Genomic DNA, 25,396 nt, shown 5'->3' with positions numbered 1-25,396 from the left:
GAACAGCCATACGAAATGTAGCCTCACCCCTTAACCGGCGGCTGCTTCCTCGAAAACACCAGTTCAGTCTCGCTCGAAGCCTTCGCGTCGTACTTGTAACCCTCGGCGTCGAAGTCTTTCAGGCCCTCCGCACGGTCGACACGGTTGTCCATGATCCAGCGCGCCATCAGGCCGCGGGCGAATTTGACGTGATACATCAGTTTGCGCGCTTCACCGTCTTTCACATTCAGGAAGTCAGCGGTGATGACAGGAGCGGATAGGGTATCGCGGTCTACCGCTTTGAAATATTCATCCGACGCCAGATTCACAATGGTCTGGTCATCATGGCCATCCAGATCGCCATCCAGAGTCTCCGCAATCGTGCTGCCCCAAAAATCATAAAGCGATGTGCCGCGCGGGTTTTTCATCTTGGTGCCCATTTCGAGGCGGTAAGGCTGGATCGCATCCATCGGGCGCAGCAGACCATATAGGCCCGACAAAATCCTCAAATGGTCCTGCGCATAGGCGAGCGTTTCATCGCCCATGCTCTTCGCCTCCAAGCCCCAATAGACATCGCCATCGAAAGTGAGCCCCGCAGGCTTGGCCGAATTGCTCCGCCCGTCCAGATCGAAGGCTTTGAACCGTTCTGCATTCAGCTCTGCGAGATTGTCGGATATTTTCATCAGGCGTTTCAAATCCGCCGCCGATTGCTTTTTCGCGACGGTGGCAATCTCGCGCATATCGTCGGTCAGGCGCGGGCTGGTTATCTCAAGCCCGGTTTCGAGCGGGTCGAAATTCAGCTTCTTGGCAGGGGAGAGGAGTGTCAGCATATGTGTTCGCAATCTTCAGGAATCGATAGAGGGTACCGAAACAGCGTAGCGGCGCGAATGGCAAGCCACCGCGCCGCTGTTTTACCCTGCCAAGGGCGCTGCTGCCTACGCAAAACGCAGGCAAACAATTGCGCTAAATGACGCCCATCACCCGCAGGACGATCACAATGATTACAACGGTAATTACGGTCCCGATAATGCCACGCATATTTTCTCTCCCCGATAGTTATGGAAAGGCGTTTTAACACAAAGTGTTAGAATGACAATAACGACAACCGGAAGGCGCCTAACTTTAATTTGCCGATAGGCGCCAAATGGCAGTACACTCACCATAGGAGAGCATTATGATCCAATGGTTCGGCCGCAGATATCTCGATCTGCTCGGGTCGATATACATCTATAATGAGCATCGCGGATATACCGCGATTGACCGCGTGCTGGATGCGGTGCGGGTGCGTTCTCCGGACGATACCGCGCTGATCGCCGCGATCGAGCAGCACCGCGCGGATGAGCGCAAGCATTATGTCATGTTCAAACGCTGGTTCGAACTGCGCGGCACACGTCCGCTCTCGGTCGGGCGGATGTTTGGTCATATCGACCGCTTTATCGAGATCATGTTCGGCCGCTCCATCGACAATCTTGACACGCAGGAAGTGATCGACCGTGACGAGCTGTTCGAGCGGATGTGCCGGGTGATCTCGCTGACTGAAAAACGCGGCTATAAGCAGGTCGAGATTCTGCTCGGCAACCGTTTCGTCAAATCGGACCCGGCGCTGGTGAAGATTTTCCAGATCATCAAGAAGGACGAACCGAGCCATTGGACACCTTATGACGGATGGCTGCGCGATCATGCCAAACGCGAGCCGAAATGGTGGGAACGCGCGGTGGACGGGCTGATCCATTCGGAATTGCTGTTCATCAAACTGCCGCTGCTGTTCCTCAATCCCTTGTCAAAACGGCGCACCGACTGGGCCGACGATGCAGAGGAAAATCCGGACCGGTATTCGCGCCGCCCCCGGTTGCCCGAACCGACTTTGGCCGAAGCCGGATTGGCCTGACCCCGATGGAGCCACCCTTTTTGGCGGGGCACACGCGTAAGCCGCCACTTCTCTATCGCCTGTTCAAGCCGCGGGTCGGCTGGATGCTGGCGCGTAACACCGTCGTTAGTACCGGGGCGTTTCTGGTCGGGCTGACGGTTTTGTGGCTGCTGGTCGAACAGTTTGCGATGAATGAAATTGTGGCGACAGGCATCAGCTTTGTGATTCCCAATACACTGCATTACATCCTCGGGCGGACATGGATTTTCAAAGGTACCGACCGCGCAGTGACGACGGGCTGGTTACTGTTCCTGATCAACGGGATCATAGGTCTGCTCATCACTATGGGGGCGATGGCGCTGCTGCGCGAATATACGCCGATCAACCTTTATGTGGCGCGAATTCTGGTTTCTGTGATTGCGGGGCTGACCATGTTTGTGCTCAATGCGGTGTGGAATTTCCGGCGCGTATAGCCGGACGAGGAAGCGGGGGCGTTCTTGGACAATATCGATCCATCCTTGCTGATCCAGGGCGGGTCCGCGCTTTATATCATCGCATTCCTTATCCGAGAGGAACTGGCGCTGCGCCTGACGGTGATCGCAGGCACCATCCTGTATATCCTCTATTACTATCTGTTCCCCGACCCGCCCCTGTGGGAAGCGATTATCGCAAGTGTTATCATGATTTTTGCCAATCTGATCGTGCTCGGGCAGATCCTTCTGGAGCGCACGACATTCCGGCTCAGCCCCGATGAAAAAGAGCTGTTCGATGCGTTTGAAACACTGACGCCCGGCCAGTTCCGCCACGTTCTCAAAGTTGCCGAATGGAAAGTCTCGTCGGGCAAGGATGGGACCACTCTGACGCGCGAGGCTGAACCCTCGCGTTCGCTCTTCTATGTCTTTCGCGGAATTATTTCGGTCGACAAGGCAGGCCGGCAATTCCGCCTGCCGGAAGGTAACTTCGTGGGCGAGATTGCTTATGTTCTGAAGCGCGACACGACCGCTACCACAGTAGCACCGGTTGGCGTCGAATATGTCGAATGGAACACTGATACGCTGCGTAAGCTGAGCAAGAAGAAGCCCAACCTAGGAAATGCGCTCAACGCGCTTCTAACCCGCGACTTGGCGAAGAAGCTAAGCGCCAGCTACCGCCCTGACGATGCGATGCCAGCCGCCAAAGAACCGGCAGCCCTGCTCAGCAGCGAATAGCGTCAGCCATTAGCGGCGAGTTTGGGGCCGTCTGCTGAATGCACCCTATCGCCACGCTCCAGCGCGGGAGCCCGGGTCGATTTTGAACCATCTGCGCGGGTGCCAACATTTTCACGCTCGGTCAGCCACAGATCGGTATGATCGAGAATCCGTCCGTCATGCGCAATGATCGAAACGGGGCCTATAGGCTGGCGATCGACTTCATCGACCAGTACGGGATTCTCGGCCACTTCAACGCCATATTTCTGACCCCATTGGCGCAGCGCGAGCATCGCGGGGAGAAGATCGAAACCCTTGGGGGTGAGGCGATATTCGATCCGGCGCTTGTCATCTGCGCATGGTTCGCGGTTGAGGATGTCATGTTCGACCAGCTTGCTGAGGCGATTGGACAGAATGTTCCGCGCGATGCCGAGCTCGTTCAGGAACTCTTCGAAATGGTGCAGCCCGTTAAAGCTGGCGCGCAGGATCATGAATGACCACCGCTCGCCCATCACTTCCAGTGCTTCGGGTAGCCCGCACTCGTTCAATTCCTTCAGCGGTTCTCTAAGATCGCCCATAAATTTCCTCTCGATGCCAACTGTCTAGCGGCAAATTCCCCAACCGCAAAACTCAAACTAAGTTTTTAGTTGCAATTTGCAATCTATATAACTAGGTACTGATTCGCAACTGGTTGCATATTGCAACTGGATGACTTGAGATTGACCACCACCTCAAACCAAGGATTAGACAGATGACCCTCCCCCTCTCCACTTCCATCTCTTCAGCTTTTCTCCGCAACACCGGCGCCATCGCAATGGCGATGCTATATACCGTGCTGACATTCGGCGCGACGCTGGCTCCGGCAGCCGCCGAAGCACGCACGGCCAGCACATATTACACGGCGGAATTGTCGACCCCAGCAAAGGAAGCGCGCACAATAATTCGCGGCGTTGTCTGGTATTGTAAGGACACCACTTGCCGCGCGAAAAAGAGCAATTCGCGTCCGGTCAATGTCTGCAAGCGCCTTTCCAACGAAATGGGCGAAATCACTTCCTTCACCGCCAAGGATAAAGCGCTGGCGGACGAAAAGCTGGCCAAGTGCAATAGCTGATTGCCGAACTGAACCCCTCATCCCCCACCCTCTCCTCTCCAGAAAGGGTGAACTTTACGGGCCTCCGAATGCGTTTCGGGGGCCCTTTTTCTACGCTATAAGGCCCCGCGTGGTCAGTTCCGCCTCCAACCTTGCGGCATCGGTAAAATGATGCGTGTGCCAGCCCAGCTGGTGGGCCGCGGCGATGTTAGCCGCATTGTCATCGATAAACAGCATCGCGGAGGCTGGCCGGCCAAAGCGCTTCTCCGCCAGATGGAAAATCGCAGGATCGGGCTTTACCATCCGCTCATGGCCGGACACCACGATATCGATGAACAGATCGAACGCCGGTTCGGTGGGCCGATATTCCGCCCAAAAATCTGTCCCGAAATTGGTGATGGCAAATAGCGGGACATTGCGGGAATGCAGGCGTTCGACCAGTTCCACCGTACCGGGAACCCGCGCCGGGATCGTTTCGAGAAAGCGCCGATGATAGGCGGAAATCTGTTCCGCATAGTCTGGAAACAAAGCGATCCGCTCTGCCACCATAGCGGCAATCGGGCGGCCCGAATCATGCTCCATATGCCATTCTTCCGTAACGACATTGGCAAGAAACCAGTCCAGTTCCTCTGCATCGTGGATCAGTTTTGCGAACAGCAGCCGCATATCCCACTGCACAATAACGCGCCCGACATCGAATACGGCGGTGGTCGGCTGCTGGTTCACTTCTGGTTTTCCAATCTTTGGTAAGGCGCAAACAGGAACGGCCCGCACTCCGATCAGGAGGCGGGCCGGTTCTGTCTCACGACCATGCCGCAGCATGATCGACCAATCCTGCTTAGCAGGCCAATTACCCTTGGCGGGCTTTGAAGCGGCGGTTGGTCTTGTTGATTACATAGGTCCGGCCACGGCGGCGAATAACGCGGCAATCGCGGTGACGGTTTTTCAGCGACTTGAGGCTGTTGCGGATTTTCATTGTCTGGTTTCCAAAAATAAGGGCACCGGAGGTAGTCCCCGATGCCGGAATTTCAAGCTGCGCGCCTAAGGGCGTGTCAGGCGTAAGTCAAGCGATTCGCGCCCGAAGGGTAAGGCTATCCGCGCCTCACTCACCCCGGATCTCGCCCAATTTACGCTCCCATTGCAGCGCATGGCCGATAATCTCATCGAGATTGGCGTGCTTTGGCTCCCACGGCACGGTGGAACGAATGCGCGAGGGATCGGAAATAAGCGATCCCGGGTCACCCGCGCGGCGCGGTTCCATCCGGCGCTCAATTGTCCGGTTCGTGACGCGGTCAACGGCATCGAGCACATCGAGCACTGAAAAACCGCTACCATAGCCGCAATTCATCGTCAGCGAGCGAGATGGCTGCTCCATCAAGGCCTCCAGCGCCAGCACATGCGCGGCGGCCAGATCGGACACATGAATATAATCGCGCACGCCGGTGCCATCGGGCGTATCATAATCTGTGCCGAACACCGCAACATGCTCGCGTTTGCCCAAAGCCGCTTCGACTGCGACTTTGATCAGATGCGTCGCGCCAGCAGTCGACTGCCCGCTGCGCGCCTGAGGATCGGCGCCAGCAACATTGAAATAGCGCAAAGCGCAGAAGTTAAAATCATGCGCAAAGGCAGTGTCCGACAACATTTGCTCGGTCATCAGCTTCGACCAGCCATAGGGATTAATCGGGCGCTGAGGCGTATCTTCGGTGACCGCCTCCACCTCCGGCACGCCATACGTCGCTGCCGTCGAGCTGAAAATGAAATGCGGAACGCCTGCCTTCACCGCAGCCTCGATCAACGCGCGGCTTTTGGCGGTGTTGTTGTGATAATACTTCATCGGATTTTCGACCGATTCAGGCACAATGATCGATCCGGCAAAATGCATAATGGCTTTGGTGCCTTGCTCCGCAAAAATCCGCGCGAGCAATTCGCCATCTTCGATATCGCCCTCATATAAAGGCACATCATCGGGCACCGCGAATGTGAAGCCGGTTGTCAGATTGTCGATCACCGCGACCGGCCAGCCTGTATCGCGCAAAGCAAGCACGGCGTGGCTGCCAATATAGCCGGCACCACCGGTCACCAAAACGCTGGGTTTGCTGATATCACTCATAGAGCCCCGCTAGCATTAATGCGCATCAGAGTGGTTAACGCGGTAATAGTATTACGTGAAACTATTTCTGGCACAATCAGCTCCGGAACGTTAGGCAACCGCAACCGTTTGATCGCTGTGCCTTTCCAAAGGAGGAAGCAGCCATGAAAATCAAGACATTCGCAATTCTGGCACTCGCCGGAACGCTGGCAGGATGCATGTCCGGCCCGCGCGTCAGCCCGGTAGAGATCACGCGCTTCCACCAAAGCGCGGCCATCGCGCAATTGGGCAATGGCACCATCTTCGTCGAGGACGCGCCAGGCGTAGAGGCCGATCCGCAAGAACTTGCCCCTTATAAAGCCGCTATCGCTGCCGAACTGGCAGAGCTTGGTTACCGCGAAGTTCCGCGCGCCGAAGCCTCCCAGATCGCCCAAGTGCGGGTGGAGCGCTTCATTAGCGAGCCTGCCCAACGCCGCAGCCCGGTAACAGTTGGCGGAGGCGGCTCGACAGGAACCTATGGCTCGGGCGTGGGGCTTGGCATCGGCATCAATCTAGGCGGCGGGCAGCGCGAGATGATCGGCACCGATCTGGGTGTAATGATCCGCGACGCAGCCTCCAGCGACGTAATTTGGGAAGGTCGCGCATCGATTTCGGTAAGTGATAATTCAGAATTTGCGGATAGCAGCGCGAACGCTTCGGTGGTTGCCGATGCGCTGTTTAGCGAATTTCCCGGCAATAATGGTGAAACCGTAGAAGTAAGGGTCAACAATTGAGTTCCAACATCCAGATCGATGCCGATTTTGACAGCGGCAATATCGAAGTCCTGTCGGTCGACGGCGCATCCGCGCGATTGGCGATCCGCAAGGACAACGAATCCGAGTTTAAGCAGTGGTTCCATTTCCGCGTCACCGGCATGGCTGGCCGCGAAGTGGAATTGAAAATCGACCAGCTCAACAACTCGGCATTCGTGCTGGGTTGGCCAAGCTATCAGGCGCGTGTCAGCGAAGACCGCGAATATTGGGGCACTGCACCGACAACTTTTCAGATGGACGAAGGCGAAGGTGTGCTGACCATCCGCTACACCCCAACCAGCGATATCGCGTGGTTTGCCTATTTCGCGCCCTATTCGATGGAGCGGCATCACGATCTGATCGCTGAATGCGCCGCTAGTGAAGGCGTATCCTATGAGCGCATCGGCGAAACACTGGACGGCCAGCCGGTCGACTATCTGACGTTCGGCGAAGGCGAAAAACAGATCTGGCTCACCGGACGCCAGCACCCCGGTGAAACGCAAGCCGAATGGTGGATGGAAGGCGCGCTGGAATGCCTGACCGATCCGACCGATTCTGTGGCGCGCGCATTGCGGCAGCGCTGCACGTTCCATGTGGTCCCCAACTGTAACCCCGATGGATCACGCCGCGGCCATTTGCGCACCAATGCGTGCGGAGCGAACCTCAACCGCGAATGGGAAACCCCGACGGCAGAGCGTTCCCCCGAAGTGCTCGCGATCCGCAACAAGATGGACGAAACCGGCGTCGATTTCGCGATGGATGTCCATGGTGACGAAGCGATCCCCGCGGTGTTCCTGGCGGGCTATGAAGGCATCCCCGGCCTGACCGACGAACATTATGAAGGTTTCGCCAGTTACGAAGCGATCCTCGAGCGGCGCACACCCGATTTCCAGACCGAGAAAGGCTATCCGAAAGCCAAACCCGGCGAGGCCAATCTGACGATGTGTACCACGCAGGTCGCGCACCGGTTCCAATGCCCTGCGATGACGCTGGAAATGCCCTATAAAGACAATGACGACCTGCCCGATCCGGAGCAGAACTGGTCCCCCGAACGCTGCAAAGTTTTGGGCCGCGATTGTCTCGCCGCGCTGCTGGAATGGCTGGACAGGTAAGCACGCCCTGTCCGCATGAAACTCGCTCTCTCCAGCCTATTCGTCGCAGCGGTAGCGCCAACGCCCTTCGCCTATGCGCAGGCGCAGGAGACAGACGGTGACATTGAGGCGTGGTCGGTCACAGAGGGCGATTTGGGGTGCAAGGCCACGCGCACAATTACCAGCGCAGTTCCGATTGAGGTACAAACATCACGATCATATCACGATGACGTGGTGGGAGGCATTTGGCTCCGCATCGATTGGCCGGTAGCCGAGAAGGTCGAATATTCTAACAATGTCGCGATACGCTTTGCCGGCGAAACCGCCGCTATCGGCACCGGTTTCGTGTTCCCGAGCGGCGACGACAGTACCCCCAAAGCCGGTATAACCATCTTGATGAATGCGTTGGGAGAAGAGCGCCTGTCATCAGGCAGCCTCCCAGATGATGCGGCATTTACAATTCTGCGCGATGGCCAGGAACTGAGAATTCTTCCCGTTGGCGGCCTGACTTACGAAACCGCCGAACTGGATGAGTGCATTGCGCGGGTCGGGAAGCGGCTTCTCGATGCACGCCCAGATCCTTACGCAGGTCCTCCCAGCGATCCGTCTCCTCGAAACTATCGAGGCATGTGGGTAACAAATGACGATTATCGTGTGCGGTGGATCAATGAGGGAATGCAGGGCACCGTCAGCTTTATGTTATCGATCAACCGCTATGGTTTAGCCGAAAAATGCGAAGTGACCAGTAGTTCCGGATATCAGGAAATCGACCGCAAAACATGCCAGTTAGTCAGGCGAAGAGCGCGCATGTATCCGGCACGCGACGAGGAAGGGAACGCCGTTGCTGGCTTGTATTCCTCAACCGTTCGCTGGCAGATTCCTGAATAATCAGTCCAGATCGGCTAGGCCACCACTGCCTCAACCGCCCTTATCGTTCGCGCAACCGCATCAAGTTCCACCACCGCGCCCACCGGTACGCTGAGCTGGCCCTGGATATGGCCGATATTGGCACCGGCGAAGGCGGGTATGCCGAGCGGTCCCAAATGATGGTCCACCACTTCATCCAAAGTGAAACCAAGCACTCGGTCGCCCTCGCGCGGTGCAGAGCAGCGGGTGCATTGGCCGAAAATGACGCCGCCCAGCTTCTCTAGCACACCGGCCAAGCGCAGTTGCTGGAGCATCCGGTCGATCCGGTAGGGCTCTTCGGCGACATCCTCCAGAAACAGGATCGCCCCCTTCAGATCGGGCATCCACGGTGTACCCATCAGCGTCGATATCACGGTCAGATTGCCGCCGATCAATCGGCCCTGCGCTTTCCCGCCTTGAAGCGTCCGGCCGTTGCGTCCGGTGAGCGCCTCATCCTCCGCGCCGCCCAGAACAGGCCGGATACCGGCGAAAGCCATCCACCAGAAATTGTTCCAGCTGAGCGACTGCCAGCTATTGGCCGCATTGGGCGCGTGCATGGTCGGGAAACCAGCACGCGCAGCAAAAGCGCAGTGCAGCGCGGTGATATCGCTATAGCCGACCAACAGTTTCGGATTGGCACGGATCGTGTCCCAGTCGAGCAGCGGCAGCACCCGGGCACAGCCCCACCCGCCCGAGATCGCAAACACCGCGCGAATTGACGGATCGACGAACATCGCATTGATATCGGCGGCGCGCTCTGCGTCGGTTCCGGCGAGATAGCCGTCGACGCCCGCCACATTTTGTCCAAGCCGGGGCACCAGCCCCATACCGCCTATCGTCTGCTGCGCGATATCAATCTGCCGCGTGGAAACGGCGCTCGCCGGAGCAATCAGCCCGACCCTATCGCCGCTGCGCAGGCGAGGAGGTTTGGTCTGCCGGCGGCCAAAAGCGGGCACTGGCGCGATACCTGCCGCCATCGCCGCTGCCATTCCGGCCAGCACCTGACGGCGCCCGGTCATTCGAGGCTGGCTGGTCCAAACGCCTCGGGCAACAGTACCGAGAGCTTAACCCGTTTCACGTGTTTCGGGCCAACACATAGTATTTCGGGATCGGTGTTTCCCAATTGCGCCAGTTCATTGAGCACCTGACGGCACCTTCCGCAGGGGGTGATCGGCGCGTCGCCGCCCTTGTCCAGCGGCCCGGTGACAGCGACCGCTTCCAAACCGCCGCGTCTGCCCTCAGCCATCGCTTTGGACACAGCGACGGTCTCTGCGCAGAGCGCCAAGCCGTAGCTGGCATTCTCGATATTGGTGCCCGTGACAACGCTGCCGTCGGAGAAGCGCAACGCTGCGCCGACCGCAAAGTCCGAATAGGGCGAATAGGAATGCTCGGCAGCCTTGCGGGCAGCGGCGATCAATTCTTGGTCTTCCATATCAACTCCGTTCGCCCTGAGCTTGTCGAAGGGCCGCCCTTACTACCGAAACGCCGCAGAAAGGAAGTGCGATGCTTCGACACGCTCAGCGTGAGCGGATTTTACCGCCTCCGCTTGATCGCTAGCTCAAGGCTGTACCACTACCCATTCGATCGGTTCATCCGCTGCTTCGCTGCGCAATTGCTCATTGGCCGACCAAAGCAGCCATGGCCGTGTGGTGTAGGTCGGCGCGAAACGCGTACGATTAGCCCACAAGTTCCGCTCGAGCCGCGCCGAGATGGCATAGGCCTCTTCGAATTGCGGTGTAACTTTCAGGATTGCGGGCTTGCCGGTATGGTTTTCGATCTGGTTGATCAGCGTCATCAGCTCGCTTTCAACCGCCGCATCGCTGACCCGCTTCTCGCAATTTTCAGCAGTGCGATCCAGCGCGATGACTGGCGGCATCAGTCCGTCTTCGCGCGGGACCATGGTGACGAAATTGGCCGATTGTCCGTCCGCCAAAACGCACGGGTCAAACAGATGGACTGCGCCCACTTCCAAGCCCGCTTCGCGCGCATTGGCGAAGTTACCGGCAAAACGGCTGTCCTGTCCGTCATTGCCGATACTGGATTCCAGATAGGCAAAATTCGCGCCCAATGCGGCGAGTGTGCGGAAGTTCACCAGACCATTGTCTTGCGCGATCAGAACGCCTTGATCCGGGTAAGCTGCTTCATGTGGAGTCCAATGCTGGTTCTCCCACCAGAACCACGCGCCAACAGCCAGCGCAGCCAGCACCAGCATGCCGAAAATGCGCCAAGCCCATTTGCGTGCCGGGCTTTTCCTACGTGCCATCGCTCTGCTCAGCCTTTGATGTGAAGCACGCAGATCAGCGTGAACAGCCGGCGAGCGGTGGCGAAATCGGTTTCAACTTTGCCCTCCAGCCGCTCAAGCAGTAGCTCGGCGGCGCCATTATGCACCCCGCGGCGCGCCATATCGATGGTTTCGATCTCCGCCGGTGTCGCCTTGCGGATCGCCTGATAATAACTGTCGCAGATCGCAAAATATTCGCGGATCGGGCGGCGGAACCGCGCAAGGCCGAGAATCAGCGTCTCGAGCACTTCTTCATCAGGCTGTGCAATCGCCATCGCCAGCCGTCCATCCTGCACTGCCAGTTTCAAATGGTACGGACCCTCATGGCCTTTCTGCGCCAAGCGTACCGGCTTGAATGTGTTTTCCTCGATCAGATCGAAGATTGCCACCCGCCGTTCCTGTTCGACATCGGCATTGCGCCACAGAATCGTGTCTTCATCCAGCGCAATATGGGCGATACGAAAATCAGGCATTACAAAGCCGCCTTCGCAGATATGCGGGGGCAGTGGCAAGCGCCCGTTTGGTCATTCTTGCGAAAGCGGGCCTTCCGCTTCTTTTTGGTAACCAAAATAAATATCGCTGTTTCCACAAAGCTGTCCCTGCGCTTGTTCGCAAACCGGCTTTACGCATCGCCTTGATCGCCGCATTAAGATGTCATGTCCGAAGATGATCTCCTGGTCCGCCCCGATGATGTAACCACCCCCGAGGCGAAGGGCGATCTGCCCGCAGGCCGCACTTTGCCTGCAAATATCGAGGCAGAAGCGGCGTTTCTGGGTGCCGTATTGATCGATAACCGGGTGATCGAGGAACTGCCCACACCGATTCGGCCCGAGCATTTCTTCGAACCGGTGCACCAGCGCGTCTATGACCGGATTTTGACACTGCAGGATCGCAATGCGGTGGTTACGCCGGTCACGCTCAAACCTTATTTCGAGGCTGACGAAGCGCTGAAGGAATTGGGCGGGATTACCTATCTCGCCAAATTGACGGCGGATGGCCAAGGCCTGCTCGCCCCGCGCGAATTGGCCGAACAGATTTATGATCTCGCACTGCTGCGCGAATTGGTGACCGTAGGGCGAACTTTGGTCGAAGGCGCACTCGACACATCCGAAGATGTCGCCCCGATGCAGCAAATCGAACAGGCCGAGGCATCGCTTTTCAAAGTGGCCGAGGGCGCTGCCGGTCAAAGCGAAGCATCCAGCTTCAGCTCCGCGTCGCAAAAAGCGCTGGGTATGATCGAGATGGCGATCAATTCGGGCGGCAACATTTCAGGTAAGACAACGGGTCTCACCAGTATCAACCAGAAAATCGGCGGTTTGCACGATTCGGATTTAATCATTCTGGCAGGCCGTCCGGGCATGGGGAAAACCTCGCTCGTCACCAATATCGCCTTTAATTGCGCGGATCGATATCTGCGCGACCAGGCCGACGGGATCGATATCGAGGAATCGGTCGGTGCGGGCGTAGCCTTCTTCAGCTTGGAGATGAGTGCGGACCAGCTCGCTACGCGTATCCTGTCCGAACAGGCCGGCATTTCATCAGAAGCATTGCGGATGGGTAAAATCAGCCGCGATGATTTCCAGCGGCTCAGCTTTGCCAGTCAGCGGCTGGCAGAACTGCCGCTTTATATCGACGACACGCCGGCACTGACCATTGCGGCACTGAGAACCCGCGCCCGCCGGCTCAAGCGCAAGCATGGCATCGGCTTGATCGTGGTCGATTATCTCCAGCTTCTCCAGGGATCGGGCCGTGCAAACGACAACCGCGTGAACGAAATTTCCGAAATCAGCCGCGGCCTCAAAACGCTGGCCAAGGAGCTTGAAGTTCCAGTGATCGCGCTCTCGCAGCTCAGCCGTGCGGTGGAGCAGCGTGAGGACAAAACGCCGATGCTATCCGATCTGCGCGAATCGGGCTCGATCGAGCAGGACGCGGATATGGTATGGTTCGTCTATCGCGAGGATTATTACGTCGCTTCCAAAGAACCCAAACGCCCGATGGAAAGCGATGATCCCAAAACGCACGAAGCCCACGCAGCATGGGTGGCCGAGATGGAAAGCGTATTCGGCCTGGCCGAGCTGGTTGTCGCCAAGCAGCGTCACGGTTCGACCGGTAAAGTCCGGATGAAATTCGAGGCACGTATCACCAAGTTCTCTGACCTTGCCGATGATGATCCGCGGGCCAATTATGACAGCTCTATCGACTGATCCGTCCTAGTCGCTGAAATTGAGGCTGCGGCTGACGGTATAGTCCATCGTCGTCACCATAAACCATCCGGTAAGCCATTTGAACTCGTTCCAGATCGAGCGGCGCTTGCCGTGAATTTCCGGTGTGACTTCGATCGACGCTTCCTGCATCGCATCGATCAAGTCGCGCATTTTGCCCGCCAACCCGGCATCCTCGATCCGGAACATCAGCTCCAGATTCAGCCGGATCGAGCGATGATCGAAATTGGCACTTCCAAAATACACAATGTCGTCGATCACCAACAGCTTCATATGCAGCTTGCACGGCTGAAACTCGTAAATGCGGGCCTTGCGGCGCAGCAGCGAACCATACAGAGCGCGTGCAGCATTGACGGTAGTGCTGTTGTCCGATTTGCCCGCCAGCATCAGGCGTGCCTTGCTGCGCTGGGCGACTTTACCAATCAGCCTGCGAAAGCTGCGCGGCGGAGAGAAGTAGGCCATCACCAGATCAAGCCGCGACGCCTTGGCCAGATCACGCTTGACCATCCGCGCCCAATTGTTCTCCGCGCGTGTCGGGCCGCCCAGCGTCAAGCGTACTGGCCCGTCGCCCGGATCCCAATCCTTGATCATCCGCCGGATAACCCTGAATTGCGCATCGGGGGTGGAAGTCCATTCCTGAAGTTGATGATACCAGCGAAGCAAATCGTCCACCGCCGGACCGGTCATTTTGCAGCCCAGATCGCACCAGCCATTCTCGGTCGGCGGCGCGAAATAATGCTCCGACACGTTGAAACCGCCGACCATCGCTACTGTTTCGTCGGCAATCAGGATTTTTTGATGATTGCGGATCAGGTAACGGCGGCTCCGGCGCGGACTGAACACGGAAAATTGTCCGCCATTGTCGACGATCGGGTCAAAGAAACTGTTCTCCGCATCGGTCCCAAACCGGTCGACAATCAATTGCACCGATACTCCGCGTGTGGCAGCCTTGACCAAGGCATCGCGCACTTGCTCCCCCGCGCTATCGTCCTGGAACATATAATAGAATATTTTGAGCGAACTTTGCGCTTTGTCGATAACATCGAGCAACGCATCGAACCGGTCCTTCCCGGCGGGAAAGAAAGTCAGCTTCAGACCATGCGCCTCTACTTCGAATGGTTCGACATCGTGATAGGAATCAGGGGCTTGGCTGGATGACATGGCAGGCGGTATGTGGGCGTTTGGTGGGCGAACCGCAAGACCCTTGGCCAGAGCGCAAATCCTTGACTCTTGTCGACAGGGTCCCTATTTGCCCGCTCTTCCCGAAACACTTGTTTTATCGGAGTGCCCATGGCGCGCGTTACCGTCGAAGATTGTGTCGACAAAGTTCCTAATCGTTTTGACCTTGTCCTGCTTGCGGCGCAGCGCGCGCGCGAGATTTCGGGCGGTGCAGAACTGACTCTTGATCGTGACCGGGATAAAAACCCTGTTGTCGCTTTGCGCGAAGTTGCCGAGCAAACGATCAAGCCGAAAGATCTGAAAGAAAGCGTCATCACCGGTCTGCAGAAAATCCTGCCCGACGATGAAGACGAAGCGGATGAAGTTGCATCGCTCAGCCAATCGGCAGAGGCGCTTCGGATCACGGCATCGGCACCGACCCGGTCGACCTCGATCGGTTCTGACTACGAGGGGTAACACCCTCTCCCCAATTGGTCCCGAAACGGGGCAAGCGACGGCCGCTCCTTGACGGGGCGGCCTTTGTCGTTTGGATGGGGAGCATGGCGGTAATTGCGATCTACAGCGTAAAAGGAGGCGTAGGGAAGACAACCCTTTCGGCCAATCTCGCATGGTATGCGTCATCTACATACAAACACCGGACCTTGGTGTGGGATCTTGACGCAGCGGGCGGTGCGGGCTTCCTGCTGGGCGTCGATCCTGATCCTGTACTGCCGGCAGAAACGCTGTTTTCCCGTCAAAAGTCGCCGCATGATTTCATTCAGCAAACCGGGCATGAACGGTTGAGTGTTCTTCCCGCCGACGAAAGTCTACGGAGCATCGACAGCTACTTTTCGCGGGTGGTTCGCCGGGACAGCCTGGCGCGAACGGCGGCCCGATTCAAAAGCGGTTATGAGCGTATTTTTATCGATTGCCCGCCAGTGCTCAATTCGCTGAGCCGCCAGATTATGCGTGCTGCGGATGTGGTGATTGTTCCGCTTCCGCCGTCGCCGCTATCGACACGGGCGTTTCAACTGGTTGCCGATGAAGTGAAAGCCACTGGCGCGAAGCACGCGCCGATGCTGCCGGTTCTCTCCATGCTCGATATGCGCCGCACATTGCACCGCAAAGCGCGTGAGGATGCGCCGGATTGGCCGACCATCCCGTTCGCGAGCGCGGCCGAGCAATGCGCGGTACGGAGGCAGCCTGTGGGCACTTTCGCGCCGCGATCACCAGCCGCGCAGAGCTTTGCAGGCTTGTCGGCTGCAATCGAACGGAAGCTCTCATCCCGTGGTGAATAGAGCTTAGTTCTACGTCCCCTCGACCGATGGGGCAGACCGTTCTACATAGGACGCATGAGCGGGGATATTGGTGACATTTCGGGAGCCGTCGGCGACATCGGCCTGGGCGTAGCGGCTGCAAAAGCGGTTGAACCCGAAACGGACGGAGCAACACGCGGTGGACGCGAAGAAACTGGCGGCAATGCGTGTCTGAATTGCGGCACCGCCTTGATCGGCGACCACTGCCATCATTGCGGGCAGAAGGCGAAACTTCACCGGACATTGCGCGGCTTTGGCCACGACCTGCTTCACGGCATTCTCCATTTCGAAGGCAAGTTTTGGCGCACGATGCCGCTGCTTTTCTGGCGTCCGGGCCGGGTGATTCGCGAATATGTCGAAGGCAAGCGCGCGAAATATGTGAGCCCGATTGCATTGTTCCTGTTCACGGTGTTCGTTAGCTATGCGCTGTTCAGTGCGTTCGGGGGCTTCGGCGACATCGAGCCAGAAGTTGATCCGGCGACCGCTCAAGAACTTCAAGCAAACCTGGAAGGCGCTAACGCTGAATTGGCGAAGCTCAATCAGGATCTCGCAGCGCCAGATCTGACCGCTGAAGCCAAAGCAAAACTGCGCAGGGAGATCGCCGCCGCAAATTTGGGCCGGGATATGTTGGTCACTTTGATCGAAAGTGCCAAAGTCACCGATGATCCGGAGGGGATTATCAAAGTCGGCCCGGGTAAAACAGGGATCAGCTCTGAAGCTGCGGGAAGCGCGAATCCGGATAGTGCAGGGGTTAGCGACGGTATCGGCGGATGGCTCAATTCATCCGTCCGGAAAGTCCGCGATAATCCCGGTCTAGCGGTCTACAAATTGCAGACAAACGCCTACAAACTGAGCTGGTTGCTGATCCCGCTGAGCCTGCCGTTCATGTGGCTTTTGTTCCCGTTTAGCAGACGGTTCAAAATGTACGATCACACAGTGTTTGTCACTTACTCGATCAGCTTCATGACAATGCTCGCGGTCATCCTGTCCGTGGGGATCGGCTACCAATTTTGGCCGCTGATTGTCGGCCCCCTCCTATACGCTCCGTTCCATCTCTACCGATCTTTTCGCGGCGCATACGGGCTGAGCCGGTTCGGCGCTTTATGGCGTATGGTGACGCTTTCGGCAGCGATCTGGCTCACACTCGGCCTGTTCATCACAATCATGTTCGGCATCGTGATCTCGGGCTAGGCAGCGTGCAAGGCAGTGCCGCCCGCGATGACGCAGATCCGATTGCTCAGGTGATTTGGGCACCAGTCAGCCGCTAAGCGCCTTGCGGAGCCTCGCCGCCTGATCCGCCGAATTTCTTGCCTGCTTTTGGAATGGACGAACCCGCGACCGGTTTGACAGAACCCGGGCCAGAAGGCTTGTCGGGACGGTCGAACTTGCCCGTTTCGAGCAATTGATCGATCTCATCACCGCTCAGGGTCTCGTATTCGAGCATCGCTTGAGCGAGCAAATGGAGCTTGTCTTCCTGCTCTTTCAGGATCGTCTCGGCGCGCTTGAGACCGCCTTCGACCAGCGATTTGATTTCCGCATCGATCAGCTTGTTGGTTTCCGCACCAGCCATCGTCCGCTGGGTCGAGCCCATGCCGAGATAGCCTTCCTGGCTTGCCTCGTACTGAAGCGGACCAAGCTTGTCCGACATGCCCCATTTGGTGACCATGCTGCGCGCAAGATCGGTCGCATATTGGATGTCGGACGAGGCACCGCTCGACACTTTATCGTGGCCAAAAATGATTTCCTCGGCAACGCGGCCGCCCATGGCAACCGCGAGGTTCGCATGCATTTTATCGCGGTGGTACGAGTAATTGTCCCGTTCCGGCAGGCGCATCACCATACCCAGCGCACGGCCGCGCGGGATAATGGTCGCCTTGTGAATCGGATCGGACGCCGGCTCGTTCACGGACACCAGCGCGTGGCCGGCTTCGTGATAGGCAGTCATCTTCTTTTCGTCATCGGTCATGACCATACTGCGGCGTTCGGTGCCCATCATGACCTTGTCTTTGGCGTCTTCGAATTCCTGCATCGCGACAAGGCGCTTGTTACGGCGCGCAGCCAGCAAAGCCGCTTCGTTGACGAGGTTCGCCAGATCGGCGCCGGAGAAGCCGGGCGTACCGCGCGCAATGGTGCGCGGGTTTACGTCGGGCGCAAGCGGTACTTTCTTCATGTGCACGCCGAGAATCTTCTCGCGCCCGTCAATATCCGGAATCGGCACCACAACCTGACGGTCGAAACGGCCAGGACGCAGCAGCGCGGGGTCGAGCACGTCAGGGCGGTTGGTCGCAGCGACGATGATGATGCCTTCATTGGCTTCAAACCCGTCCATCTCGACCAGCAGCTGGTTCAATGTCTGCTCGCGCTCATCATTGGAGTTACCGATACCGTTGCCGCGATGGCGGCCAACAGCGTCGATCTCGTCGATAAACACAATGCAGGGCGCGTTTTTCTTGGCCTGCTCGAACATGTCGCGGACGCGGCTTGCGCCCACACCGACGAACATCTCCACAAAGTCCGAGCCGGAGATGGTAAAGAATGGCACACCCGCTTCACCCGCAATCGCGCGGGCGAGCAGTGTTTTACCGGTACCGGGCGAACCAACCAGCAATGCGCCTTTGGGAATTTGACCGCCCAGCTTGGAGAAACGCTGCGGATCTTTGAGAAACTCTACAACTTCTTCGAGCTCTTCGCGCGCTTCGTCGATACCGGCCACGTCTTGGAACGTCACTTTACCCTGACGCTCGGTCAGCAATTTGGCCTTCGACTTGCCGAAACCCATTGCCCCGCCAGCGCCGCCACCTTTTTGCACCTGACGCAGCGCGAAAAACGCGATGCCCAGGATCAGCAGAAATGGAAGCGATTGAATCAGAACGACCAGCAGCGGATTGGTTGTCTCGCGCGGCGCACCGGAATAGCGTACATTTTGCTCTTCCAGCAGCTCGGTCAGGCCGGGATCGGCGCCTACCGGAACGGTACTGAACAGTTCGCCGTCTTTCAACTTACCGGTAATCTTGTCGGGACTGATCTGAACCTGCTCGACAGAACCCTCGGCAACCTTATCGCGGAAGCCCGAATAATCGATCTGCTGCGCGGTTGGCTGTCCGGCATTGCCAAACATCGTCACTACCAACAGCAGCGCCATAAAAATGCCGCCCCATACCATAAGGCTCTTTACCCATGGGTTGGGCTGTTGCGGTTCGTTGTCGTCGTTCATCGGCGAAGGTTCCTTTTCACCGCTCTAATGTAGGGTTCGATAGGTGAATGGCAAGATAACACTCTTATCGGGCATGAAGAGGAATTCCGATCAATCTGATCGGCCATAGGCGTTGAGGAAGACCGCGACCGCTCCCTCGATACGTTCGCGGTTCCGTTCGGGGTCGGCTTCGGCACCGAAGCGGCGCTCGAGATCGCTGAACCCCTTGCACATTGACACGAACTGCTCGGCAGCGAGCGGCAGGTCATCAATCTGCAATCTGCCTGCTTCGACTTCGGATTGCAGCATGACGACAAATTCAGCGCGCATATTGCGCGGCCCGGCATCGAGAAATGACCGGCCGATTGCTGGCTCATGCTCGGTTTCCGCCGCTATCCTCAATTCGAATCGCGTCATTTCAGGCCGCGCGAGAAAAGCAGTCATCGCTTTGCCCAGCGCCAAAAGGCGGCTTTTGAGATCGCCCGTGCCCGCCTGTTCGATGCTGAAATGGCCAGCCATTTTGGCGCATTCATTCTCGACCGTGGCGATAAACAATCCGCGTTTGTCACCGAAATGATTGTAGACTGTGACTTTGGAAACGCCTGCTTTTGCAGCGACTTGCTCGATGGCAGTGGCTGCATAGCCAACATCGAAGAACATCTGTGACGCCGCTTTGACCATGGCCTCACGCTTAGTCTCGTCGGCAGGTCGCCCGAGACGCTGGTTGGCATGTCCAGATTCGACAGTTGACAAAGTGAACGGTCCCGTTCAGTTAAACGCTACCGTTCAATAATGGGCCATGCGCTTGGTAAGTGCAACCCGTATGACAGACTGGGGTTCTCGCGTGCTGTGGATCGCAATCCGGATGCTGACTGGCGACAAGACCAAATTCTATGGTCTGCTGTTCGGCATTGCCTTTTCGACATTGCTTATCACGCAGCAGCTGACGATTTTCGTCAATCTGATCGAGCGCGGGGCATCGGGCGTGTATAATGTTCCGACCGCCGACATCTGGGTCATGGATGAAGTCAGCCGGACCACCGATGTCAACTTTCCGATGCCAGCAACCGCACTCGACAAAGTGCGCGGCGTTGCCGGTGTCGCATGGGCAGTTCCGCATTTGCGCGCCAACGCCTCTGTCAGGACGCAGGATGGCGATCTCGAAGGCGTCGGTATCGTCGGCGTCGATGATGCGACGCTGATCGGCCTCCCCAAGCGTATGGTCGAGGGGTCGACCAGCGCGCTGGCGCAGCCCGATACAGTTCTGATCGACGATGTCGGCGTCACCAATCTGTTTGAAAACGGCAATGACCCGATCGGCGAACGGCTGGAGCTTAACGACCAGCGCGCGGTGATACGCGGGGTGGCCGATTCCATACCCAGCTTCACCAGCCAGGTCGTGCTGTACACAAAATACAGTCAGGCACTCCGCTATGTGCCGGGCACGCGCAACCGGATGACTTTCGTGCTTGTCGGCGCGGCGGAGGGAGAAAATCCGGTCGCGCTATCCGCGCGCATAACCGAACAAACCGGCCTGCGCGCCCGGACCCGCGATGAATTTGCGCAAGACGGTGTCGATTTTATCATTGAGAATACCGGAATCCCGGTGAATTTCGGGATTACCGTGGTGCTTGGCTTTATTGTCGGCGTGGCGATTGTCGGCCTGACATTCAGCCTGTTTATCCGCGACAATATCAAGCAATTCGGCGCGCTCAAAGCCATCGGCGTCACCAATCGCAAGATCGCTACCATGGTCGCCGCGCAGGCGGGGATGGTCGGGACGATCGGCTATGGCTTGGGCGTTCTGGGCACAGTCGGGTTTATCTATGCCTTCAGCGGTGTGCCCCAGTTCAAGGGCTTCTACATCCCGTGGCAAATCCCGCTGATTTCACTGGTCGCAGTGATCGTCATCATCGCTTTGACCGGCTGGCTCGCCTTGCGTGATGTGATGAACACGGAACCTGCGGCGGTGTTCCGGTGAGCTCAGCATCCCAATCCCCCGAAAGCCTTGACGCAACGCTCGATGGCGACGGACCATTCGCCATCAGCACGCGCGGCGTTACGCGCGATTTCCCATCCGGTCAGGATGTCATCACCGTGCTGCATGGCATCGATTGCGACATCCGGTCGGGCGAAATGACGTATGTCGTCGGCGCAAGCGGCTCGGGCAAAACCACGCTCATTTCGATCATGTGCGGCATCTTGTGGCCAACGCAGGGCGAAGTCGATGTGTTCGGCACCGATATTTACAATCTGTCCGATAATGAGCTCGTCAATTTCCGGCTGCAGAATATCGGCTTTATCTTCCAGCAATATAATCTGATCCCGTCGGTGGATGCCGCATCCAATGCCGCCGTACCCCTGATCGCGCAGGGAATGGACCGGCTCGAAGCGCGCGAGCGCGCCGTCGCCATGCTGGAAAAACTCAACATAGCCGATCAGGCGGACAAGCTTCCCAACCAGCTCTCGGGCGGCCAGCAGCAGCGCGTCGCGATTGCCCGCGCACTGGTCCACGAACCGCGTCTGGTCGTGTGCGATGAACCGACCGCCGCGCTAGATGCCAAGTCGGGCCGCCGGGTGATGGACTTGCTCCGCGAAGTGGGCGTGTCCGAGGACCGTAGCGTCATCATTGTTACCCACGATAACCGCATTTTCGATCTCGCCGACCGTATTCTCGTCCTCGAGGACGGGCGGATAACCCATGACGGCACCGACATGCCCGAAGATCATTAAACATGATCACTAAACATGATCACTAAACACGACCACTAGAACGGACCATTCATCATGGCATTGCTTCCTGAAAATCTCAGCTTCTCGCGCAAGATATTGCCGATCATTGCCGTGGTCGGATTGCTCGTGGCGGTAGTGTTCATCTGGAACGGCCTGCCCGACCGCGAATTGTCCGAACCCGAGAACGAGCCCCCGCGCGCGACCGGCGAGCTCGCGAATGCGACACGCGTGGCCGGTGCCGGACTGGTCGAACCGTCGAGTGAGATTGTCGATATCGGCACGGCATTGTCCGGGCTGGTCAGTGATTTGCGAGTGCAGCCGGGTGACTATGTGGAAAAGGGCCAGGTGCTGTTCACTGTCGATGACCGTGCAGTGCGCGCCAGCTTGCAGGAGGCGAATGCCGCCATCAATGAAGCGCGCGCCGCAATCGGCGAGGCGCAGACCGCCCGGGCAACCGCGCAGCAACAGCTTGCCCTGTATAATCAGGTGGAAGATTCCGCTGCAGTCAGCCGCGCCGAAGTCATCCGGGCCGAAGGCGACGCGAGCGCCGCAAACAGCCGCCTGAAACTGGCCCGTGCGCGGCTATCGGCGGCGCAAGCACGTGCCGGTAGCGCGCGGACAGAATTGGGCCGCCTGACTGTGCGCGCGCCGATGGCGGGCGAAATTCTGGCGGTGAACATCCGCCCGGGCGAATATGTCTCGACCCAAGGCGGAAACGGGCAACCCTTTATCCGGATGGGTCAGACACGGCCGCTCTATATCCGTGTCGACATCGACGAATCGGAAGCTGTGCGCGTGGATATGGGCGCGCCCGCTATCGTCTCGCCCCGCGGTGCAGCCGGCGAGCAGGTGGAAGCCAAATTCGTTCGTGCAGAGCCGCTTGTCGTCCCCAAAACATCGCTCACCAACAGCGCCAGCGAGCGGGTGGATGTCCGCGTGCTGCAAGTTTTATACCAACTGCCCGAACGCGCTTCGGGAGGTGCCTCGGGAGATGGGGGCCTGTTCCGCGTCGGCCAGCAGATCGATGCCTTTATCCCGGCCAAGAATGCTTCAGCCAAATCCGATGCTAAACCAGCGGATGTTACCGAAGAGGCAGCCGCGCAATGAGATCTGGCGCCTTCCTCATCGGTGCAGCGAGCATTGCACTGACCGGGTGCGTGGCTGGCCCCGCACCGGTAATCGAAACACCCGCACCGGTTCTTCCGGCCAGCTACACTTATGCGCCGGATAGCACCGTGGCCGCATCGGTCGATACGCTCCTGCCGATTGGCGATCCGGCCTTTGCCGCGCTGTCCGCAGCGGCACTCGCAGAGTCGCCAAGCCTGCTCGAAGCGGCTGCGCGGATCGATAGCGCGCGGGCCAATGCCGCCGGCGCAGGCGCCAACCGGCTGCCGCTCATTTCGGGCGATGCATCCATCGCTGGCACGCGCACCAATCCCAATCAGTTTGGAGCCAATCTGCCCGCTGGCATCGCCATCGATACCGAGCGGCTGAACTATGGCGCAAATATCGGCGCCGTGTGGGACCCTGACCTGTTCGGACAGCTCCGCGCGCAGGAACGGGCTGCGCTTAGCCTGGTGGATGCAGCGGGTGCGGATGCAGCAGCAATCCGCCTTTCGATCCTGGCCGAGATTGCCGGTGCCGTGATCGACTGGCGCACTTTGCAGGCGCGCGAAAAGGCGCTGAAGGAAGATCTGGTCGCGGCGGAAACTCTGGTGACTTTGTCCGATATTCGCGAGCGTGCGGGCATTGCTCCGGGCTTCGACCGGGTGCGCGCAGAGACGGTTGCAGAAACCAGCCGCAGCCGGATCGCCGCGCTGGCGAGCGAACGCGCGCGGATTGCCGGACTGCTGGTCACGCTGACCGCGCAATCGCCAAAGACAGTACGCGATGCATTGGCGAGTGACGGTCCCGGCAGCATCGTATCCGCCGCACCGGCCAGCACCCCGTCCGAATTGCTGGCCAACCGCCCCGACATTCAAGCAGCCGCGGCGCGTCTGGCAGCCAGCGATGCCGAGCTTTACGCCGCTGCGGCCAATCGTTTCCCAAAGTTTACGCTGTCCGCTGCGCTCGGCCTGCTGGCGTTCGATCTGGGGGATCTGTTCGATGAGGACGCGGTCGTCGGTTCGGCCAGTGGTTCGCTGCTTGCTCCCTTGCTCGATTTCGGACGGATCGAGGCGCAGATCGATGGTGCTGCTGCGGGTAAGCGCGCCGCCTTTCAGGCCTATCGCGGACGGGTCTTCACAGCGCTCGGCGAAGCGGAAACCGGTTACGGCCTGGTCCAGTCAGCCGACCGCGAGCTGGCGCTTGCCGAACGCGAACGTGCCAGCGCGGCGCGCGCCGCTGAGCTTGCCGAAGTGCGTTTCCGCGCAGGCCTCGCCAATTTTCTGACCGTGCTCGACGCGCGCCGGATTGCCGACAGTTCGGGTGAACGTGTCGCGCTGGCTAAAGGCAGAGCGCAGCGTGCGCGTGTACTGCTATGGCAAGCGCTGGGCGGAAATGACGGCAAAGTGGCTACACAATAACCCGGTCAACCAGCCAATAGGCACCGATTGCGCCGATCCCATAGGCCGAAACGCGGATCGTCAGCGGCAGCGCGTGTGCCGCACATCGCTGGATGAAGGCGAGCACCCCCAGAACCACGGCGACGACCAGGAGCTGCCCCGCCTCGACGCCAATATTGAACGCGAGCAACGCCGCCAGAATATCGCCCTCGGGCAGGCCAATCGCATTGAGCGCCCCCGCAAATCCAAACCCGTGCAGCAGTCCGAAGACAAAGGCGACGATCCACGGGAATCGGCGCGTCAGACTTGGCGTTTCAGTTTCCGGCCGGACAATCTCCAGCGCCAAAAATACAATAGACAGCGCTATAAGCGCCTCGACCGGACCGCCGGGCAGACCGACATATCCGAGCGCCGCGCTCGCCAAAGTGATCGAGTGAGAAACGGTAAAGGCAGTTGCAGCGAGAATAACTGCACGCCAATTGCGGATCAGCAGCACCAGCGCGATCACAAACAGCAGATGGTCCCAGCCCGCCAGAATATGCTCGACGCCAAGAATGAAATAGGTCTGCAGCACCTGCCATGTGTCAGGCTGCGCCGCGATCTCTGCCGAGGGTTGTTTCGCAGTCAGCCGCAAGGCCTGCGCCGGTTCATCCAGCGGTTGGATACGCACCAGCATATCCGACTGGCCGATCAATCCCGGCATCGCAATCGACTGGCCGCCCAATGGACCAGTGCATGTGAGCGCGGCCGCGCCAATCACCGCTCCGCCCGCAACGCCCATTTCGGCATTGCCGCGCATTGCGCAGTTTGCCGGAATGACCGGCGGTGGCGGCGCTTTGGTTGGCGGCGCAGAGAATGGCTGTTTCCAACGCAAACGCCATTCGCCCGCCTTTTCTTCGGTGAGTTCCAGATATCCGGGACGTAGCTCGTCCGCCTGCGCGCTGGCGGGCAGCATCAGCAGGCACATTAGCAGGGCCGCAAGCGCC

Annotated in this window: 28 protein-coding genes; 15 read left to right on the top strand and 13 right to left on the bottom strand. The window is 58.5% G+C overall.

Translation table 11 applies throughout. The features are described 5' to 3' along the window. Positions 1-23 precede the first annotated feature (23 nt). On the bottom strand, positions 24-809 hold the full coding sequence (gene yaaA, locus GRI35_RS03580) for a peroxide stress protein YaaA (protein WP_160612907.1): 786 nt from the start codon (positions 807-809) through the stop codon (positions 24-26). Between the two features lie 344 nt (positions 810-1,153). Here yaaA and GRI35_RS03575 point away from each other — a divergent pair, with 344 nt between their 5' ends. Genes GRI35_RS03575 through GRI35_RS03565 form a run of 3 tightly spaced genes read left to right on the top strand, consistent with a single transcriptional unit; the run spans position 1,154 to position 3,054 of the window. Beyond that, positions 1,154-1,867 carry a ferritin-like domain-containing protein gene (locus GRI35_RS03575; protein WP_235900125.1) on the top strand — a complete coding sequence of 238 codons (714 nt, stop codon included), beginning with the start codon at positions 1,154-1,156 and terminating at the stop codon, positions 1,865-1,867. A 5-nt stretch (positions 1,868-1,872) separates the two neighbouring features. Beyond that, a complete protein-coding gene (locus tag GRI35_RS03570; RefSeq protein ID WP_160612906.1) occupies positions 1,873-2,319 on the top strand; it encodes a GtrA family protein in 447 nt (148 codons plus the stop codon). Positions 2,320-2,343: 24 nt separating this feature from the next. Beyond that, positions 2,344-3,054 (top strand): Crp/Fnr family transcriptional regulator, encoded by a 711-nt coding sequence (locus tag GRI35_RS03565; protein ID WP_160612905.1) that lies wholly within the window; start codon positions 2,344-2,346, stop codon positions 3,052-3,054. A 2-nt stretch (positions 3,055-3,056) separates the two neighbouring features. On the opposite strand, the gene GRI35_RS03560 is transcribed toward GRI35_RS03565, so the two are convergent. Then, positions 3,057-3,611, bottom strand: coding sequence for a winged helix-turn-helix transcriptional regulator (locus tag GRI35_RS03560; RefSeq protein WP_160612904.1), 555 nt, complete (start codon positions 3,609-3,611; stop codon positions 3,057-3,059). A gap of 173 nt (positions 3,612-3,784) precedes the next feature. On the opposite strand from GRI35_RS03560, the gene GRI35_RS03555 reads away from it, so the two are divergent. Next, on the top strand, positions 3,785-4,144 hold the full coding sequence (locus GRI35_RS03555; RefSeq protein WP_235900124.1) for a CC_3452 family protein: 360 nt from the start codon (positions 3,785-3,787) through the stop codon (positions 4,142-4,144). Between the two features lie 90 nt (positions 4,145-4,234). Here the strand turns inward: GRI35_RS03555 and GRI35_RS03550 are convergent, their stop codons facing one another. From GRI35_RS03550 to galE, 3 genes are all read right to left on the bottom strand, one after another. Next, a complete protein-coding gene (locus GRI35_RS03550; RefSeq protein WP_235900253.1) occupies positions 4,235-4,789 on the bottom strand; it encodes an HAD family hydrolase in 555 nt (184 codons plus the stop codon). 184 nt (positions 4,790-4,973) lie between these two features. Continuing rightward, entirely contained in the window at positions 4,974-5,099 is a 126-nt protein-coding gene (gene ykgO / locus GRI35_RS03545) for a type B 50S ribosomal protein L36 (protein ID WP_007165381.1), read from the bottom strand. 126 nt (positions 5,100-5,225) lie between these two features. Further along, complete coding sequence (galE, locus tag GRI35_RS03540) at positions 5,226-6,236, bottom strand: UDP-glucose 4-epimerase GalE (protein WP_160612902.1); 1,011 nt, start codon at positions 6,234-6,236, stop codon at positions 5,226-5,228. A 143-nt stretch (positions 6,237-6,379) separates the two neighbouring features. Between galE and GRI35_RS03535 the strand changes: the two genes are divergently transcribed. Genes GRI35_RS03535 through GRI35_RS03525 form a run of 3 tightly spaced genes read left to right on the top strand, consistent with a single transcriptional unit; the run spans position 6,380 to position 8,985 of the window. Next, positions 6,380-6,988 (top strand): DUF4136 domain-containing protein, encoded by a 609-nt coding sequence (locus GRI35_RS03535; protein WP_160612901.1) that lies wholly within the window; start codon positions 6,380-6,382, stop codon positions 6,986-6,988. Then, the gene (locus GRI35_RS03530; protein ID WP_160612900.1) at positions 6,985-8,118 is read left to right on the top strand and encodes a M14 family metallopeptidase; all 1,134 of its coding nucleotides are present in this window, start codon (positions 6,985-6,987) and stop codon (positions 8,116-8,118) included. Before GRI35_RS03535 ends, GRI35_RS03530 begins: the two co-directional genes overlap by 4 nt. 15 nt (positions 8,119-8,133) lie before the next feature. Beyond that, entirely contained in the window at positions 8,134-8,985 is an 852-nt protein-coding gene (locus tag GRI35_RS03525; protein WP_160612899.1) for an energy transducer TonB, read from the top strand. Between the two features lie 14 nt (positions 8,986-8,999). Here GRI35_RS03525 and GRI35_RS03520 read toward each other — a convergent pair whose 3' ends face one another. From GRI35_RS03520 to GRI35_RS03505, 4 genes are all read right to left on the bottom strand, one after another. Next, positions 9,000-10,022, bottom strand: a complete 1,023-nt coding sequence (locus GRI35_RS03520) for a S66 peptidase family protein (RefSeq protein ID WP_160612898.1) — start codon at positions 10,020-10,022, stop codon at positions 9,000-9,002. Beyond that, on the bottom strand, positions 10,019-10,435 hold the full coding sequence (locus tag GRI35_RS03515; protein ID WP_160612897.1) for a cytidine deaminase: 417 nt from the start codon (positions 10,433-10,435) through the stop codon (positions 10,019-10,021). Before GRI35_RS03515 ends, GRI35_RS03520 begins: the two co-directional genes overlap by 4 nt. Positions 10,436-10,561: 126 nt before the next feature. Then, the gene (locus tag GRI35_RS03510) at positions 10,562-11,266 is read right to left on the bottom strand and encodes a glycoside hydrolase family 25 protein (RefSeq protein ID WP_160612896.1); all 705 of its coding nucleotides are present in this window, start codon (positions 11,264-11,266) and stop codon (positions 10,562-10,564) included. 8 nt (positions 11,267-11,274) lie between these two features. After that, positions 11,275-11,757 (bottom strand): UPF0262 family protein, encoded by a 483-nt coding sequence (locus GRI35_RS03505; protein WP_160612895.1) that lies wholly within the window; start codon positions 11,755-11,757, stop codon positions 11,275-11,277. A gap of 183 nt (positions 11,758-11,940) precedes the next feature. Between GRI35_RS03505 and GRI35_RS03500 the strand changes: the two genes are divergently transcribed. Then, positions 11,941-13,488: a replicative DNA helicase gene (locus tag GRI35_RS03500; protein ID WP_160612894.1), complete on the top strand. Its 1,548-nt coding sequence runs from the start codon at positions 11,941-11,943 to the stop codon at positions 13,486-13,488. A gap of 6 nt (positions 13,489-13,494) precedes the next feature. Here GRI35_RS03500 and GRI35_RS03495 read toward each other — a convergent pair whose 3' ends face one another. After that, complete coding sequence (locus GRI35_RS03495) at positions 13,495-14,667, bottom strand: phospholipase D-like domain-containing protein (protein WP_160612893.1); 1,173 nt, start codon at positions 14,665-14,667, stop codon at positions 13,495-13,497. A gap of 129 nt (positions 14,668-14,796) precedes the next feature. Between GRI35_RS03495 and rpoZ the strand changes: the two genes are divergently transcribed. The 3 genes from rpoZ to GRI35_RS03480 all read left to right on the top strand — a co-directional run bounded on the left by rpoZ (position 14,797) and on the right by GRI35_RS03480 (position 17,171). Beyond that, positions 14,797-15,141 (top strand): DNA-directed RNA polymerase subunit omega, encoded by a 345-nt coding sequence (gene rpoZ, locus GRI35_RS03490; protein WP_160612892.1) that lies wholly within the window; start codon positions 14,797-14,799, stop codon positions 15,139-15,141. Between the two features lie 83 nt (positions 15,142-15,224). Further along, positions 15,225-15,962 carry a ParA family protein gene (locus tag GRI35_RS03485; protein WP_160612891.1) on the top strand — a complete coding sequence of 246 codons (738 nt, stop codon included), beginning with the start codon at positions 15,225-15,227 and terminating at the stop codon, positions 15,960-15,962. Positions 15,963-16,016: 54 nt separating this feature from the next. Further along, positions 16,017-17,171 (top strand): DUF3667 domain-containing protein, encoded by a 1,155-nt coding sequence (locus GRI35_RS03480; protein ID WP_160612890.1) that lies wholly within the window; start codon positions 16,017-16,019, stop codon positions 17,169-17,171. A 73-nt stretch (positions 17,172-17,244) separates the two neighbouring features. Here GRI35_RS03480 and ftsH read toward each other — a convergent pair whose 3' ends face one another. Beyond that, positions 17,245-19,194, bottom strand: coding sequence for an ATP-dependent zinc metalloprotease FtsH (gene ftsH, locus GRI35_RS03475; RefSeq protein WP_160612889.1), 1,950 nt, complete (start codon positions 19,192-19,194; stop codon positions 17,245-17,247). A gap of 90 nt (positions 19,195-19,284) precedes the next feature. Beyond that, on the bottom strand, positions 19,285-19,926 hold the full coding sequence (locus GRI35_RS03470) for a TetR/AcrR family transcriptional regulator (protein ID WP_235900123.1): 642 nt from the start codon (positions 19,924-19,926) through the stop codon (positions 19,285-19,287). A gap of 70 nt (positions 19,927-19,996) precedes the next feature. Here GRI35_RS03470 and GRI35_RS03465 point away from each other — a divergent pair, with 70 nt between their 5' ends. The 4 genes from GRI35_RS03465 to GRI35_RS03450 are packed head-to-tail and all read left to right on the top strand — an operon-like array spanning position 19,997 to position 24,431. Further along, positions 19,997-21,154 (top strand): ABC transporter permease, encoded by a 1,158-nt coding sequence (locus tag GRI35_RS03465; RefSeq protein ID WP_202390496.1) that lies wholly within the window; start codon positions 19,997-19,999, stop codon positions 21,152-21,154. Further along, positions 21,151-21,906 (top strand): ABC transporter ATP-binding protein, encoded by a 756-nt coding sequence (locus GRI35_RS03460; protein ID WP_290258949.1) that lies wholly within the window; start codon positions 21,151-21,153, stop codon positions 21,904-21,906. The genes GRI35_RS03465 and GRI35_RS03460 overlap by 4 nt, the downstream gene beginning before the upstream one ends. A 54-nt stretch (positions 21,907-21,960) precedes the next feature. After that, positions 21,961-23,013: an efflux RND transporter periplasmic adaptor subunit gene (locus GRI35_RS03455; protein WP_160612888.1), complete on the top strand. Its 1,053-nt coding sequence runs from the start codon at positions 21,961-21,963 to the stop codon at positions 23,011-23,013. Beyond that, positions 23,010-24,431 carry an efflux transporter outer membrane subunit gene (locus GRI35_RS03450; RefSeq protein WP_160612887.1) on the top strand — a complete coding sequence of 474 codons (1,422 nt, stop codon included), beginning with the start codon at positions 23,010-23,012 and terminating at the stop codon, positions 24,429-24,431. Before GRI35_RS03455 ends, GRI35_RS03450 begins: the two co-directional genes overlap by 4 nt. On the opposite strand, the gene GRI35_RS03445 is transcribed toward GRI35_RS03450, so the two are convergent. Then, positions 24,421-25,377, bottom strand: a complete 957-nt coding sequence (locus GRI35_RS03445) for a HupE/UreJ family protein (protein ID WP_235900122.1) — start codon at positions 25,375-25,377, stop codon at positions 24,421-24,423. The genes GRI35_RS03450 and GRI35_RS03445 overlap by 11 nt on opposite strands. Between the last annotated feature and the right edge of the window lie 19 nt (positions 25,378-25,396).

It is taken from the genome of Pontixanthobacter aestiaquae (genome assembly GCF_009827455.1).
Taxonomy (GTDB): domain Bacteria; phylum Pseudomonadota; class Alphaproteobacteria; order Sphingomonadales; family Sphingomonadaceae; genus Pontixanthobacter; species Pontixanthobacter aestiaquae.
This window is presented reverse-complemented; position numbering and strand designations above follow the sequence as displayed.

Bases quoted from the DNA above. Each gene is read 5' to 3' on its own strand.
- GRI35_RS03465 (WP_202390496.1), top strand. From the start codon at position 19,997: ATGACAGACTGGGGTTCTCGCGTGCTGTGGATCGCAATCCGGATGCTG.
- rpoZ (WP_160612892.1), top strand. From the start codon at position 14,797: ATGGCGCGCGTTACCGTCGAAGATTGTGTCGACAAAGTTCCTAATCGT.
- GRI35_RS03450 (WP_160612887.1), top strand. From the start codon at position 23,010: ATGAGATCTGGCGCCTTCCTCATCGGTGCAGCGAGCATTGCACTGACC.
- GRI35_RS03575 (WP_235900125.1), top strand. From the start codon at position 1,154: ATGATCCAATGGTTCGGCCGCAGATATCTCGATCTGCTCGGGTCGATA.
- GRI35_RS03485 (WP_160612891.1), top strand. From the start codon at position 15,225: ATGGCGGTAATTGCGATCTACAGCGTAAAAGGAGGCGTAGGGAAGACA.
- GRI35_RS03570 (WP_160612906.1), top strand. From the start codon at position 1,873: ATGGAGCCACCCTTTTTGGCGGGGCACACGCGTAAGCCGCCACTTCTC.
- GRI35_RS03505 (WP_160612895.1), bottom strand. From the start codon at position 11,757: ATGCCTGATTTTCGTATCGCCCATATTGCGCTGGATGAAGACACGATT.
- GRI35_RS03495 (WP_160612893.1), bottom strand. From the start codon at position 14,667: ATGTCATCCAGCCAAGCCCCTGATTCCTATCACGATGTCGAACCATTC.
- GRI35_RS03560 (WP_160612904.1), bottom strand. From the start codon at position 3,611: ATGGGCGATCTTAGAGAACCGCTGAAGGAATTGAACGAGTGCGGGCTA.
- ykgO (WP_007165381.1), bottom strand. From the start codon at position 5,099: ATGAAAATCCGCAACAGCCTCAAGTCGCTGAAAAACCGTCACCGCGAT.
- GRI35_RS03455 (WP_160612888.1), top strand. From the start codon at position 21,961: ATGGCATTGCTTCCTGAAAATCTCAGCTTCTCGCGCAAGATATTGCCG.
- ftsH (WP_160612889.1), bottom strand. From the start codon at position 19,194: ATGAACGACGACAACGAACCGCAACAGCCCAACCCATGGGTAAAGAGC.
- GRI35_RS03445 (WP_235900122.1), bottom strand. From the start codon at position 25,377: ATGTGCCTGCTGATGCTGCCCGCCAGCGCGCAGGCGGACGAGCTACGT.
- GRI35_RS03510 (WP_160612896.1), bottom strand. From the start codon at position 11,266: ATGGCACGTAGGAAAAGCCCGGCACGCAAATGGGCTTGGCGCATTTTC.
- GRI35_RS03535 (WP_160612901.1), top strand. From the start codon at position 6,380: ATGAAAATCAAGACATTCGCAATTCTGGCACTCGCCGGAACGCTGGCA.
- galE (WP_160612902.1), bottom strand. From the start codon at position 6,236: ATGAGTGATATCAGCAAACCCAGCGTTTTGGTGACCGGTGGTGCCGGC.
- yaaA (WP_160612907.1), bottom strand. From the start codon at position 809: ATGCTGACACTCCTCTCCCCTGCCAAGAAGCTGAATTTCGACCCGCTC.
- GRI35_RS03525 (WP_160612899.1), top strand. From the start codon at position 8,134: ATGAAACTCGCTCTCTCCAGCCTATTCGTCGCAGCGGTAGCGCCAACG.
- GRI35_RS03480 (WP_160612890.1), top strand. From the start codon at position 16,017: ATGAGCGGGGATATTGGTGACATTTCGGGAGCCGTCGGCGACATCGGC.
- GRI35_RS03520 (WP_160612898.1), bottom strand. From the start codon at position 10,022: ATGACCGGGCGCCGTCAGGTGCTGGCCGGAATGGCAGCGGCGATGGCG.
- GRI35_RS03555 (WP_235900124.1), top strand. From the start codon at position 3,785: ATGACCCTCCCCCTCTCCACTTCCATCTCTTCAGCTTTTCTCCGCAAC.
- GRI35_RS03515 (WP_160612897.1), bottom strand. From the start codon at position 10,435: ATGGAAGACCAAGAATTGATCGCCGCTGCCCGCAAGGCTGCCGAGCAT.
- GRI35_RS03550 (WP_235900253.1), bottom strand. From the start codon at position 4,789: ATGCGGCTGCTGTTCGCAAAACTGATCCACGATGCAGAGGAACTGGAC.
- GRI35_RS03500 (WP_160612894.1), top strand. From the start codon at position 11,941: ATGTCCGAAGATGATCTCCTGGTCCGCCCCGATGATGTAACCACCCCC.